We start from the raw sequence: 13,318 nt of genomic DNA on the forward strand, positions 1-13,318 counted from the left end.
TAGACAAGTGCTGTTTAAAACCGAGTATGAAAGAGGTGACATGGAAGATGGACGGTGACCCGAGCCAGAAACTGGATGCACAAGACGCACAACCGCATAGGATCAAGATCAGCTTACCGGCAGAGGGCAGCGTTATTTTTCATGCGCTTTTTATCGTATTCTAACCTTCCTCGATTTATGCCCGTACACCGGTGGGCTGATATCCTGTGCCTTAACTGCTTGACTTAAGCAGCTTGGATTAGACAAAGGAGTGATATCAGATGAAAATCCGGTTGGTCGATTCGGGCGTATTTACCCCTGTTGATGACATCGAAATGACGCTGACAGCTCCGGCCAGCGGCTTCTACTGGCTGGATGCGGACGTGGATGATTTAGCCGAACTGCAGCCCCTCTTCTCCCTGCATGATCTTGCCGTTGAGGATTGCCTCAGCGAAGAGGAGCAGCGTCCCAAAATTGAAATATACGAGAACCACTATTTTATCGTCGTGAACAGCATCCGGTTTGACGACGAAGAGATTTTCCTTCGGGCATTGAATGTTTTCCTGGGCAGGCATTTTATTATTACGGTGACCAAGCAAAAGATCCATGAGCTTCGCACCGTCAAACCGCTTCTCTGGGAGGATGAAGTCAGCACGCCTGACCGCTTCCTCTATCTCTTGATCGACCTCGTCACGGACAACTACTTCTCCGTAGGGGACCGAATTGAAGCACGGATTGAAAAGCTGGAGGAAGACATTCTGATGCATACCAAAAAATCCCATCTCAGCGAAATCATCGGTCTGCGAAGCGAGATTCTTTGGTTGAAAAAGGTGCTTGGACCTCAGAAGGAAGTTATCAATACGCTCAACAAAAAAGATCTTCGGCTGATCGATGACCAGCTGCAGAAATACTTCAGCGATATCTATGAAAATGCCGTTAAAATTTCCGAAACGTTCGAGACCTATCGGGATCTCATGGGGAACCTTCGGGAAGCCTACCAATCCAGTATCGCCAATCGGGCCAATGAAATCATGCGCGTGTTTACCGCTATTACAACGATCTTTATTCCATTGACGCTGATTACGGGCATCTACGGCATGAACTTTGAGTATATGCCGGAACTTCATTGGAGATATTCCTATTATGTGGTTATCGGCATCATGGTTTTTGCCGGCGCGCTCATGTTTTATCTGTTCCGTAAAAAGGATTGGATATAAGACACCCTGGTCAAAAGGGGCGAGTATTGACCGGATCACAACGGTTCATACGAACCGCCGCAACTACAACTCAATTTACAAGCACGGCGAATTAGCATCAGGACGGATCTCCCTGCAACCGGGAGAATCCGTCCTGACTTCGTTTAAGGCAGATTAACCGGCATTCGCTTTGCCGGGCTGATCCCGCCGAAAGCGGATCCGTATGAGACGAAGCCGCTCATACAGCCTCTCCGTTCCGCCCAGCTCTTCTGATTCTGCGTTCTCGGCTTGTCCCTGTCCGTATACCCGCTGTAACACAGGTTTAAGAAACGTATCGCCCAACTCTTCAAACGCCTTCCATACGTTTTCCTGCTCCGCAGCCGTCATCGTGTTCAATTCGACCTGGAGCAGTTGCTCCGTATCATAGCCTTCCTTCTCAAGCCCTTCCAACTCCTCGACCAAATCCCGACGCGACAGCGAGGTACGCGCTTCAAGCTCGGTCAGCGAAGCGCCCTCGGCTATGCCAATCAGCATCGCACGGCGGGTTCGGAAGCGTTCAAGCTCCTGCTGATATCTCTGTTCCTTCTGTTTATACAGCCAGGACAAGAACTCCTCTTCCGGCAGCTGCGCATCCACCCAATCCAGGGGAAACGTTGTGGTTCGCTCGGTTTTCGCTGTAATTTCCAGCCATTCCACCCCGTGCTCCGAAGCCTTGCTAACCCCGATTCCCGGAAGCTGCAGCAGCTCTTCCTCACTCTGGGGAACAAAGGCGCTGATCATGCGCAGCACCCGGTTGCTGGCAATGAAATAGGGCGCTTTTCTTCCGGATGCGGCCTTTCTCCTGCGCCAGGCGCACAACTCCGTGTACAGCTCCTCCGATCCATACAGCTCGCTGTAACACTGCAGTTTCTGAGTGCCGAGATTCTTGCTCACGGTCTCCCCCGGTTCATGGAATACCCCTTCGATTAGCGGGCGGAAGCCTTCTCCGAGCTTCTTCGCAAGCTGGTGCCGATACACGCATAGCAGCTCATTCCATGAGTTGCCTTCATACCATTCGTCATCGGAAACTTCACCGTCCGGTTCCATATTCCGCCAGCCGAGTCGCCATCCTCCTTCTTCCTCGCCGATCCATACTTGGGCCGAACGGAGATGACCTGACTCATCCGCTCCGCTCATCCGATTCATGAACACAATTTGCATCCCTCGATAACCTCCCGTTTACACAATCAGCATAAAGGCGGAACAACGCAAAAAAGCACCTCTCCTCCGCGCAGCGGCAAGAAAGGTGCTTCCTTCGTTCCATACATTATACTGTTGAAACTATAATACCATAATCTGTAATAGAATCCAATCCATTTTGAACTTGCCCTATATAAGAAATCAGGCTAAGCTTGAATGCTTTTGGCTTCATCCACTGCCAGCTTGGCCAATGCCAATGCGCCGCAGAGACCCGCATTATCGCCGAGCATCGGCGGAACGATGAATTGATCGATCCCGTCATGAAGGCTTGGATGCTGAACATATCCTGCCAGGAGCTCTTGAAGCTTCGTGCGGATCAGCGGGAACAGCTGCTCCTGCTTCATCACGCCTCCACCCATCACGATCCGCTGAGGGGACAGGATGAGGACATAATTCATCAGCGCTTGAGCGAGATAATAAGCTTCCATCTCCCAAGCCGGATGATCCGGCGTCAATTCCACGCCGGGAACACCCCAGCGTTTGCCCAGAGACGGTCCCGCAGCAAGCCCCTCCAAACAGTCTGCATGATAAGGACAGGTTCCTTCATATTTGTCTTCGGGATGACGGCGGACGTAGATATGCCCCATCTCCGGATGGGACAGGCCGTGAATCAGTTCGCCGGATACCACTGCACCTGCCCCTACTCCCGTTCCGATGGTGATATAAAGACAGCTGTCCAGTCCCTGGGCCGCCCCCCACGTATATTCTCCAAGAGCCGCTCCATTTACATCGGTATCAAACCCGATCGGAACGTCAAAACGCTCTTCCAATGCTTTGACGATATTGTAATTGCTCCAATGCGGCTTCGGCGTCGTTGTAATGCAGCCATAGGTCGGGCTGCCTTTCACCGGGTCAATTGGTCCGAACGAACCGACTCCGATCGCCTCTATATCCTTATCCGCAAAAAAGTTAAAGACGTTTGCCATGGTTTCTTCAGGGGTTGTCGTCGGAAAGCTCACTCGCTCCACAACCGTTCCATCCTCCGTACCCACGCCGCAAACGAACTTGGTTCCTCCTGCTTCAATTGCTCCAAGTAAACTCATGCTTCTTCCATCCTCTCCACGATGTGCTGTGCCTTGTTCTCTATATGGTTGCTAACAAGCTCTATTCGAAGCATATGTAAACATTGTGCTCCCGTCAAGTCTGCCTGCCTCTTTCTCTGCCTCTGCCCGTTCCGAGACGCGGGAGTAACAGCCATGAGAACAAAACAATAACCGTCACCACGCCCATGCCGGCCCGCTTTCGCCATTGCTAACCGCAACGTAAATCGCCGTGGGCAGCGTTTGCGTGACGCACGGTATATTGCTTGCAACCCATCCAGGTTGCCTCAAATTCGCCTAAACCTCCGGCAAAAGCCAGAAAGAACGCCGATACGCCTGCCTCGCGGACCTGCGGCAGCGCGGATCCAGCTGTTTCTGCTCAGTACCATTAGCGGACGGAAAGCCTACCACAATTGCAGGAGCATCAGCTGCGTTTCGCCGGCCGTTCTGCCGACAAACGCGCGCCGGGACATCCAGCGTGCCGCCGCTGATCCCAGTATAAAGGCACTGATGCTGGACAGCAGTGATGTTTTTATCGACTGCCATTCCGGCAACCCGAGCCGAGCATTTTCGTCGTGGTCACGACGACGGCTCCACAAACACAATCCAGCCACCATGAAGACGCCGCTGATTTCAGGCTTCCTGGTGAATTGAAGAAGTGCCCCGGCCTGCTGCGGATGTCTCCGGTACGACACCTTCGACCGAAGCGGCTAGGAAACCACCGCCACCCCAAAAAGATGGCCAAGACTCTTCATTTCCAGCTCCTCCAGTTTGGTTAACGCACGTTCGTGATCCACGCTCAGGCGGCACAAATCGAGCTCGCATTCCATTGGAACCTCGCAATGAATTTCGGCCAGGGCCCGGGACAGATGCAGCATCTCCAAATCCGCTTCGATCTTGGTGCGAACCCCTTTGGTCAATGAATCGAGATTCGCAAGGATGCCCTCCACGGATTCATATTCCTGGATCAGCTTGACAGCCGTCTTCTCGCCGATCCCGCGTACGCCCGGATAATTGTCGCTCGTATCTCCCATCAGGCCTTTTACATCGATCACCTGTCTTGGTGAAAGCCCCTTTTCGGCATAAAGCGTCTCCGGTGTATAGTGCATATAATTGCCATGCCCCTTTTTCATAATGATGACCGAAGTCGAATCGTTCACGAGCTGAAGCAAATCGTGGTCGCCCGACAGGATCATGACGTTCATGCTATCGCCGAACCGTCTGGCAAGCGTACCGATGCAGTCATCGGCCTCATAACCCACAACGCCCAGATTCGGGATCCCGAGGCATTCCGTCACGTCGCGAACCAGCGAGAACTGCGGAACCAAGTCATCCGGCGCTTCCGGACGATTGCCTTTATACGAGGCGAATTGCTCCGTACGGAATGTTTTTGAGCCCATATCCCAGCAGCAAGCTACATGGGTAGGCTGAAATTTATCGATGGCATCCCACATATACCGCAGGAAACCGTAAATCGCGTTGGTTGGCACACCCGCTTTGGTACGACGGATATAACCGCTGGACGCGGTTGCATAATAAGCACGAAATAATAAAGCCATCCCGTCGACGAGCATTAAGGATGGTTGTGGATTGGGTATCACGGTCATGATCGCTCCTAACTTTAACTTCTCTGGTATAACCTTAAAATATACCTTGTCATTATACCATATCCTTATATGGACTTGGGCTTGTCACAGGGTATTTCTTTGAATTTCCTATCGTGGGCTGTTCACAAAAAAAGAACATTCCGATGGTCGAAAAACCATGGAATGCTCTGCCTTCATCAGCAGGACGACATCGTTACCGGCGAATGGCTGCCCTTCGGCAAACCGATTCCGCGACTCTCGTAATCAATCACTAGCCGCAGCCTGTCTTTTGTGTCTGTCATGTCCCAAAAACGACCGTTACTTCTACCATGCCTCCTGATATTGCTCCGCTTTGAAGCCGACGGTTACTTTGCTGCCGTCGGTCACGATCGGACGCTTGATCAATCTTCCGTTGGAAGACAACAGTTCGATCTTCTCCTCATCGGAAAGGCCGGGCAGCTTGTCTTTCAGGTTCATTTCCTTGTATACCTCGCCGCTCGTATTGAAAAATTTCTTTAGCTCCAGTCCACTCTTGGCGATCAGGTCGGCTAACTCATCCTTCTTTGGCGGTTGTTCGAAAATATGTTGAAGCTCCAGCTCATGTCCTTCGTTCTGCAGCCATTTCACGGCGTTACGGCAAGTCCCGCATTTCGGATATTGATATACTTTCAGTTTGCTCATTCAATAGGTTCTCCCTCTAATGTTGTAGTGTTACATAATGAAGTGACAGCTTCTTGCGCGAGCGCTAATCTCAATGATTTCATGTCCTCAGGCAGCGGGGCCGTGAATACCATCGTCTTCCCCTCAATCGGATGCATCAGCGTCAGGCTTGCCGCATGCAGCGCCTGCCTGTCCATATAGCCGTCCAGCCTCATGATCGTTGCGGCTAACGGATCCAATGACCCGACGGCCCCATTGGAATCCTCATCCCTCTCCGGCGCATCCGGTAACAATTCCTGATCGCTGTATACGGGATGCCTGTACATCTGATCTCCGATCAATGGACAACCGATGCTTAGCATATGCACCCGAATTTGATGCGTCCGGCCTGTTTCGAGCTTCAATTCAACCAAGGATGCGGAGGGGTAAGTTTCGCGTACCCTATACCGCGTAAGCGAAGGATATCCTTCCGGAGTTACGATGCGCCGGTGGGGCTCCAACGGATCCCGATCAATCGGACCGTCAATATCGCCTGTCTGCGAAGAAGGTCTTCCATGCACAAAAGCGACATACCTCTTATCGACGGTGCCGGCAATCATTTGTTCGGAAACATGCTGATGAATATACGCATTCTTCGCGATTACCAGTACGCCGGAAGTCTCCTGATCGAGCCTGTGAACCGCTCTGAACCGGTAATTCCAGCCCTTCTCCTGCCAATAATGAACGACCCCGTTGGCCAGCGTGTCGGTGTAATGCCCATGCGTGGGATGCACGATGACCCCTGCCGGCTTGTTCAAGACAAGCAGATGCTCATCCTCGTACAGAATATGAAGTTCCATGGGCTGGGGCAGCATATCGTTGGAACGTTCCTGCTCCATCCGAATTTCGACCAAATCGCCCGCTTGCACTTTAACGCTAATATATACGCGGGTCCCGTTCAGCATAATGCCCTGCTCCGTCAATTTGAGGCGGGAGAGCAGCTTGCGGGATACCCCCATTCTTTTTTGCAAAATGGTCTTAAGCAGCATGCCGTCTTCGTGTGAAGGCACGACATAGCGGATTGGCGGATAGTACAGACTCATCTATTACCGGAACACCTTTCCGCTTCGCTCATATTCAACATCAGGTATCCCGGCATGCACATTGGCTGCCCGTGCGGCAACAAAGAAATAATCGGACAACCGGTTCAAGTACCGGCGGACCTCCGGATTGATCTCGGTGGTTCGCTGCAGCGTAACGGTCAACCTTTCTGCGCGGCGGCATACGGTCCGGCATACATGCAGCGAAGAAGACAAGGCGCTTCCGCCCGGCAGAATAAAGCGCTCAAGCGGAGGGTTCTTCTCTTCGAATGCATCCAGCCACGCCTCCAGACGATCCACAAGCTCGGCACCGACCTTGAGTTTATCCTCCCGCGGCCTCGCATAAGCCAGATCCGAGCCGCAATCGAACAGTTCATGCTGGATTTGAACGAGCTGAAGATACAGCTCCTCAAAATCGGCTTCCTTGGCCACGCACACGGCCTGACCGACAAAGCTGTTCAATTCATCGATCGTGCCGTACGCTTCGATGCGCGGATCATCCTTGGGCACGCGACCGCCAATAATCGAAGTCTCCCCCGCATCTCCCGTTCTTGTATATACCTTCATCACATCTTCCTCCATTTCATATCTTGAACGAACACCACAACATCTTATTATGCTCACTATAGCATAATTTCGGATCACGTTCCCGCTGCGGCCGAATAAACCCAAGGCCGATAATGCCTGAGGGAAGTGCTTTAGGTTGGCGTTTGGATTTAAACACAAACAAGGCTGAACCACGAGTATTCTCACTCTAGGAACAGCCTTGTATTATTTAATGGTGAAATATTTTAGAGTTTCTTTTTGGGATGGGCCTTCATATATTCGTTGATCTTCAGATCCAGCAAACTGCTGATCTCGATCACGATTTCCGACGTGAAGGACTGCTCTTCCAAAAATATTTGCTCCATCTTCCGGCGGAGCATGTGAATTTCGTCTTCCAAGGTAATTTCCTGAGGAGTGGATTTGGCTGATTTAATTGACCATTTACCGTGATTATTGTCTTCAGCCGTATAATCACCACGGTAGTTTGACAATTCATAATCACAAAACACTGGTGATCCCTCCTTGGAAAGTAAAATTCTGCCCCCAAAATAAAATTATAACATAATTTTCGTCAATGAAAAGTGAATCTTTTGTTAATTCAAGGAAAAAGTTCAACGAATTCCTTGCCTACTTTATTTTTTCAACAAAATTGCCCATTCGCTCCAATGCCTCATTCAGTTGAGCAATGGATGTAGCATAAGAACAGCGAATGAAACCTTCCCCGCCAAGCCCGAAAGCAGTGCCCGGCACTGCGGCCACTTTGGCTTCGGTCAGCAATCGCTGAGCAAATTCTTCAGAGCCGAGTCCCGTTCCCTTGATGCTTGGGAAGGCGTAGAACGCTCCCTGGGGTTCGTGGCAATCCAGACCGATCTCCCGCAGCCCCTGCACAACGAGTCTGCGCCGCTGGTTATAGGATTCAACCATACGGTCCTTCTCCCCCATGCCGTTACGCAATGCTTCAAGCGCGGCGACTTGCCCCATGGCCGGTGCACACATGACCGTATACTGATGAATTTTCAGCATGGCGGCAATGAGATCCGTATGGGCGCACACATATCCCATACGCCAGCCGGTCATAGCAAACGCCTTAGAAAAGCCGCTGACCAGTATGGTGCGGTCCATCATGCCGGGCATCGAGGCAAAGCTGACATGCTTGCCTTCATACGTGAGCTCGGCATAAATTTCATCGGAAATCACTATCAGATCGTGCTTTTCCACCACTTCCGCAATCGGAAGCCAATCCTCGTAGGTCATGATCGCCCCTGTCGGATTGCTCGGATAACAGAGAATCAGAATCTTTGATTTGGGCGTGATTTGCGCTTCCAGCGCCTCGGCCGTCAGTTTGAAATGATGCTCAGCCGTCGTTTCGATGCCGACGGGCACGCCGCCGCCGATTGAAGCGATCGGCGAATACGAAATGTAACACGGTTCCGGAATCAGAATTTCATCTCCGGGAACAATCAAGGCCCGCAGCGCCAGATCAATCGCTTCACTGCCGCCCACGGTTACGATGATTTCATTCGCAGGATTATAGGTCACATGAAAGCTGTCGTTCAAATATTCCGCGATCGCTTCCCTCAGCTCCGGCATGCCGGCATTGGACGTATAGCCCGTAAACCCGCGTTCCAATGAATATACGCACGCTTCTCGTACATGCCACGGCGTAACGAAATCAGGCTCCCCGACGCCTAGCGTGATAATATCCTTGTTTCCGCTGACGAGATCGAAAAATTTTCGGATTCCGGAGGGTTGAATATCCCTGACTCTAGGCGCCAAATAGGAGCTCATCGATTTCCTGTTATTTTCTGCAAGCTGCTGTTCGTTCAAAATCATAGCACACGCTTCCTTTACGGCGAGATCAGGAGACGATTGTCTTCTTGACGTTCTTCAAAAATAATCCCGTCTTGTTTATATTTTTTCAAAATGAAATTCGTTTTGGTCGATAAAACAGAATCAATAGGCGACAGTTTCTCGGAAACAAAATTGGCCACCTCGCGCAGGTTACCGCCTTCCACTTCGACCAGCAGGTCGTAGGCGCCAGACATCAGATAAACCGACTTCACCTGCGGGAACAAATAAATCCGTTCCGCGATTCCTTCAAAGCCTCTTCCGCGCTCAGGCGTTATCTGAACCTCGATCAGCGCCGTAACCTTCTCGTCCTCCACCTTGCCCCAATTGACAACGGTGGCGTACTTGACAATGACGTGATCTCGTTCAAGCTCCGCAATGGAGGTCTTTACTTCTTCCTCTTCTACACCGAGTAGAGTAGAGAGTAGAGCCGGCGATCTTCTCGCGTCCTCTTTCAGCAGGTCAAGCACCTTCAGTTTCAATTCGCTTAGCTCTTCCATGTACGTATCCTCCAGCACTTATTCCGAATAACCGCTCGTGACACACAGTTTTGTCGGAACAGAGATTAATACTTATATTACAATAACTTACACGGGATGTGCAAAAGAAAAAAACCGATGCATGCCCGCAGCGAAAGCTGGAGGTGTCATCGGCGAAATCGTTGCGTTAACCATAGGATGGTTGGGTTACATTACATATAAGGAGCAGGGGATACATTGGTTGCATGGGGCTCAACGTTCGGATTGTGCGCATACGCGCCCATGCTTGAAGTTTTTTGATTAATCGTTTCCCGAGTTTTTTGTACGGACTGCTGCGCTTGTTTATGCTGCTTGTCCACGTCGTATTTCAGCGCATGCGTGCCTGCGGTGTACATGTTCTGCTGCTTCATCATATTAAAGAATTCGCCTTGCAGACTCAGCGTATCCGTGGTCAAATTGGTAAACATTTGACGCACGTCAGGGCAAGTGGCTTCCGTCGTGGCTGTCGTATATTCTCGAACGGCCCGTTTCAGCTCTCCCAGTATCGGGCTGAGCAAATCCTCTTCGGGCAGGAATGAAGATCCGTTAGGGGTTGCCATCGTAGTTCCTCCTTTGGGTTGTAGGTTATGCACTGTCCGCTTACTGCGGCTGGTTGGGCGCAACGCTGCTGTGGGTCTGAAGGGAGTTCACCAACATATCAAGATGCTGCTCATGTCGCTTGACGAATCCAAGCAGTGCCTGCTGAATGGCAGGGTTCTGACTGGCTGCCGCCGTAGCGGCACAATGCTTGGCCAGCATGGTCTCGTTGGAGATGCAGTCCACGATATAATCCAGCTCTTTTGAAGTGAGAGGCTGTAATTGCTGATTGGGTGTCATACGGTTCGTTGTTCCCCTTTCCATTTAGGTTGACAGGACCTAGTATGCCACCGTTGTACAAATCTATGTCGCAAGATGTCATGAAATGCGGAAGGAACGACCAAACTAATTGCGATGTGACGAGGAGAGGGGATGGATCATGTTACTGACCGGCGGAACAACGCCCTGGAAATATTTAAACACCGAACCGGTAAAAAAATACCCCGCGCTCTCGGATCGGCTTACCTGCGACGTGCTGGTCGTCGGAGGCGGTATCAGCGGTGCCCTGATGGCCTATGTCCTGAGCGTGCAAGGCGTCGACGCCATACTCTTGGAGAAAAATCGAGTATGCGAGGGCAGCACTTCCGCCAATACGGGACTGCTGCAAATCTCCAACGACTGTCCCCTTTCCGATTTGATTCAACATTTCGGCGAGGACCGGGGTACTGCCTTCTACAGGATGTGCAGAAATGCCATACGTCGGCTCACTGAAATCGCGAATACGTTGTCAAGGGATTCCGGGTTGATCTCTCGAAGCAGCCTCTACTATGCCAGCAACCCTCAAGATATCGGCTTGATTCGTCATGAGTATGACCTCCTCAAACGCAAGGGCTTCGACGTGCAGTACTGGAACCGCGATGATGTGAAGGCTAAATTTCCGTTCTCAAAGGAAGCCGCCATCTATACCCGCGGCGATGCCGAAGTCAATCCCTACCGTCTCGGACATCATCTTCTTCAAGATGCCGGCGATCAGGGGCTGCGAATTTATGAAAACAGCGAAGTGAAAGAAACCAGGTATACAGACAACGATGTCACCGTCATGACGGATCAGGGAAGCGTTTCAGCCAAACACGTGATCTGGGCTACCGGGTACAGCACCCAAGAATGGAAGCCGGATTATCAAGTGGATCTCCTCAATACCTACGCCATTATGACCGAGCCTGTTCCCGATCTGTCTTCGTGGTATGAGCGGGCTCTCATATGGGAGACCGACCGTCCATATCTCTATTTCCGAACAACGCCGGACCGGCGGATCATGGCCGGCGGACTGGATGAGCCGCTGCCTCCTTCAGGCAAACCGGAGGAATACGCCGAGCCAAGAAGCCAGAGACTGCTGAATGAAATTCATAAGCTGTTCCCTACGATGACGGACCTGAAAATGGCATGCAGCTGGGCTGGCGTGTTCGCCTCCACCAAAGACGGCATCCCGCTGATCGGCAGACATCCGCAGTATCCGCACAGCTACTTCATCGAGGTTTATGGCGGAAACGGTATGGTTTACAGCATGATCGCCGCCGATCTCCTGGCCGAGACGATTGCCGGCAGAGAGCCCGAAGAACTGAAGTGGTTCTCGCTGAGGCGTCCGATCGACCTGAACTTCACATAAATTTAAGAAGGTATCCCCTAATAGGCCCAGCGGCCTTGGAGATACCTTCTTTGCGTTTGTACGATTTGCCTCCGCGCCGCGGCTTACTATTTTAAAAAACGCCGCTGACCTGCGCTATCCAACTTTCGCTCATTGCATGATCTCCCTGACTCACATCGTTGCCATCAGGCTCAGGCGGCTTGTCCTTTGGTAGGAAACAGCTTTCGTATGAACAGCCAAGATCCGATGGGGGACGCTCCCAGAAACAACAGCAGCAATGTTATCGTAAACGTATCCTGCCTGAATGACAGTACAAGAATGAAAACGAGCAAGCCCGTAATTCGGCCTATCGTCAGACTGAGTTCCCGGAGCACGACCAGCTCCACACGTTTCTCCACGTTTTCCTGATTCACGCCCATGAGATCGAAGCTGGCCGATATAGCCGGCATCATGTACAGCGGAATGAAGAGCGACGTCCCGATTCCCAGCACCAGCAGTGTAGTGTAGTTGACCGTAAACAGAAGCGGCATGATGACAAGCAGCATCAATACGGAACCAACCAGCATGCCGGTTTTACGGAATTTGGGCTTGAACCATTTCCCGCAGGCCCAGTAGCTGACCAGTGAAACAGCCGAAGTAATTAAAGCGAATTGCCCCAGCTTGGACTCCTGATCCGTCGCCACGAAAACAAGCAGCGTGATGAGAAAGGAGAACACGCCCTCCCGGATTCCCTGAACAGCCAAGCCTAATACCGCGTATTTCCAAACGCCGCCCTCCTTGAGGCGGCTTACCCCTTCCAGCCAGTGATAATCGCTTTGAACCGGCCTTTTGCGCAGAAAAAAGCTCATGACCACCGTTACGGCGAAGATGGCCATCGACACGGTAAAAATAAACCGATAGCCCTGATCCCCATGCATCAGCGTGATGATCCAGCCTGCCAGCCACGGACCGATAATCCCCGTTATGGAGCCCAGGAGCCCGATCCAGCCATTAAACCAGTCCCGGTTCTCCGCACTCGACACCTCGAAGTAAACCACATTAAAGGCCAACCAGAACAATCCTAAAGACACACCGAACAGCAGGCCGAGCGGCCAAATGTAATGGACGGCGTCCCTCCCTGCCCACAGCACGCATAGATAAAACAAGCCGGACACGGCAATTCCCAGGCGAAGCGCATTCATTTTGTTATGCTCCTTCACCCATTTGCCGGCGGCCCAGAACGTCAGGCCAAGCGCCACCTGCTGCGCAATCGTGAACCAGCCGAGCATGGTGTAATCCTGGCGGCTTTTCCATAAGTATACGTTGAGGAACGTACCCGACAATGCGCTCGATAGAATAAACAACCCATGAACCGATAACAGAAGCATAGCCTGGGGGTCCTTTGTCAACTTCATATACAGTTCCTCCCTTGCCCTTTCACTTGAAGTCCAAGGTATTTTACCCCT

Annotated in this window: 15 protein-coding genes; 2 read left to right on the top strand and 13 right to left on the bottom strand. The window is 51.6% G+C overall.

All coding sequences use genetic code 11. The annotated features are described in order from the left end of the window. Window positions 1-260: 260 nt before the first annotated feature. Window positions 261-1,196 carry a magnesium/cobalt transporter CorA gene (corA, locus tag MHH82_RS25775; RefSeq protein ID WP_009594304.1) on the top strand — a complete coding sequence of 312 codons (936 nt, stop codon included), beginning with the start codon at window positions 261-263 and terminating at the stop codon, window positions 1,194-1,196. A 153-nt stretch (window positions 1,197-1,349) separates the two neighbouring features. On the opposite strand, the gene MHH82_RS25780 is transcribed toward corA, so the two are convergent. The 12 genes from MHH82_RS25780 to MHH82_RS25840 all read right to left on the bottom strand — a co-directional run bounded on the left by MHH82_RS25780 (window position 1,350) and on the right by MHH82_RS25840 (window position 10,528). Continuing rightward, window positions 1,350-2,375 (bottom strand): HRDC domain-containing protein, encoded by a 1,026-nt coding sequence (locus tag MHH82_RS25780; RefSeq protein ID WP_340968470.1) that lies wholly within the window; start codon window positions 2,373-2,375, stop codon window positions 1,350-1,352. A gap of 185 nt (window positions 2,376-2,560) precedes the next feature. After that, complete coding sequence (locus MHH82_RS25785; protein ID WP_096776417.1) at window positions 2,561-3,457, bottom strand: ROK family protein; 897 nt, start codon at window positions 3,455-3,457, stop codon at window positions 2,561-2,563. Window positions 3,458-3,858: 401 nt separating this feature from the next. After that, window positions 3,859-4,149, bottom strand: coding sequence for a hypothetical protein (locus tag MHH82_RS25795; RefSeq protein WP_340968474.1), 291 nt, complete (start codon window positions 4,147-4,149; stop codon window positions 3,859-3,861). A gap of 15 nt (window positions 4,150-4,164) precedes the next feature. Then, the gene (locus MHH82_RS25800) at window positions 4,165-5,061 is read right to left on the bottom strand and encodes a 5'-3' exonuclease (RefSeq protein ID WP_015737130.1); all 897 of its coding nucleotides are present in this window, start codon (window positions 5,059-5,061) and stop codon (window positions 4,165-4,167) included. Window positions 5,062-5,364: 303 nt separating this feature from the next. Beyond that, on the bottom strand, window positions 5,365-5,721 hold the full coding sequence (locus MHH82_RS25805) for an arsenate reductase family protein (protein ID WP_340968476.1): 357 nt from the start codon (window positions 5,719-5,721) through the stop codon (window positions 5,365-5,367). Then, a complete protein-coding gene (locus MHH82_RS25810; protein ID WP_340968477.1) occupies window positions 5,718-6,782 on the bottom strand; it encodes an RluA family pseudouridine synthase in 1,065 nt (354 codons plus the stop codon). The genes MHH82_RS25805 and MHH82_RS25810 overlap by 4 nt, the downstream gene beginning before the upstream one ends. Before the next feature lie 3 nt (window positions 6,783-6,785). After that, window positions 6,786-7,346: a cob(I)yrinic acid a,c-diamide adenosyltransferase gene (locus MHH82_RS25815; protein ID WP_340968479.1), complete on the bottom strand. Its 561-nt coding sequence runs from the start codon at window positions 7,344-7,346 to the stop codon at window positions 6,786-6,788. 224 nt (window positions 7,347-7,570) lie between these two features. Next, window positions 7,571-7,834, bottom strand: coding sequence for an aspartyl-phosphate phosphatase Spo0E family protein (locus MHH82_RS25820; RefSeq protein WP_009590300.1), 264 nt, complete (start codon window positions 7,832-7,834; stop codon window positions 7,571-7,573). A 118-nt stretch (window positions 7,835-7,952) separates the two neighbouring features. Beyond that, complete coding sequence (locus MHH82_RS25825) at window positions 7,953-9,158, bottom strand: aminotransferase class I/II-fold pyridoxal phosphate-dependent enzyme (protein ID WP_015737134.1); 1,206 nt, start codon at window positions 9,156-9,158, stop codon at window positions 7,953-7,955. A gap of 14 nt (window positions 9,159-9,172) precedes the next feature. Then, complete coding sequence (locus tag MHH82_RS25830; RefSeq protein WP_009590307.1) at window positions 9,173-9,673, bottom strand: Lrp/AsnC family transcriptional regulator; 501 nt, start codon at window positions 9,671-9,673, stop codon at window positions 9,173-9,175. A 191-nt stretch (window positions 9,674-9,864) separates the two neighbouring features. After that, complete coding sequence (locus MHH82_RS25835) at window positions 9,865-10,251, bottom strand: spore coat protein (RefSeq protein ID WP_009590302.1); 387 nt, start codon at window positions 10,249-10,251, stop codon at window positions 9,865-9,867. A 40-nt stretch (window positions 10,252-10,291) separates the two neighbouring features. Then, on the bottom strand, window positions 10,292-10,528 hold the full coding sequence (locus MHH82_RS25840) for a hypothetical protein (protein ID WP_009590298.1): 237 nt from the start codon (window positions 10,526-10,528) through the stop codon (window positions 10,292-10,294). Between the two features lie 139 nt (window positions 10,529-10,667). Here MHH82_RS25840 and MHH82_RS25845 point away from each other — a divergent pair, with 139 nt between their 5' ends. After that, a complete protein-coding gene (locus MHH82_RS25845; protein WP_340968485.1) occupies window positions 10,668-11,894 on the top strand; it encodes an NAD(P)/FAD-dependent oxidoreductase in 1,227 nt (408 codons plus the stop codon). Window positions 11,895-12,064: 170 nt separating this feature from the next. Here the strand turns inward: MHH82_RS25845 and MHH82_RS25850 are convergent, their stop codons facing one another. Next, window positions 12,065-13,273 carry an MFS transporter gene (locus tag MHH82_RS25850; protein WP_340970156.1) on the bottom strand — a complete coding sequence of 403 codons (1,209 nt, stop codon included), beginning with the start codon at window positions 13,271-13,273 and terminating at the stop codon, window positions 12,065-12,067. Between the last annotated feature and the right edge of the window lie 45 nt (window positions 13,274-13,318).

The sequence above is a fragment of the Bacillus sp. FSL K6-6540 genome (genome assembly GCF_038007545.1).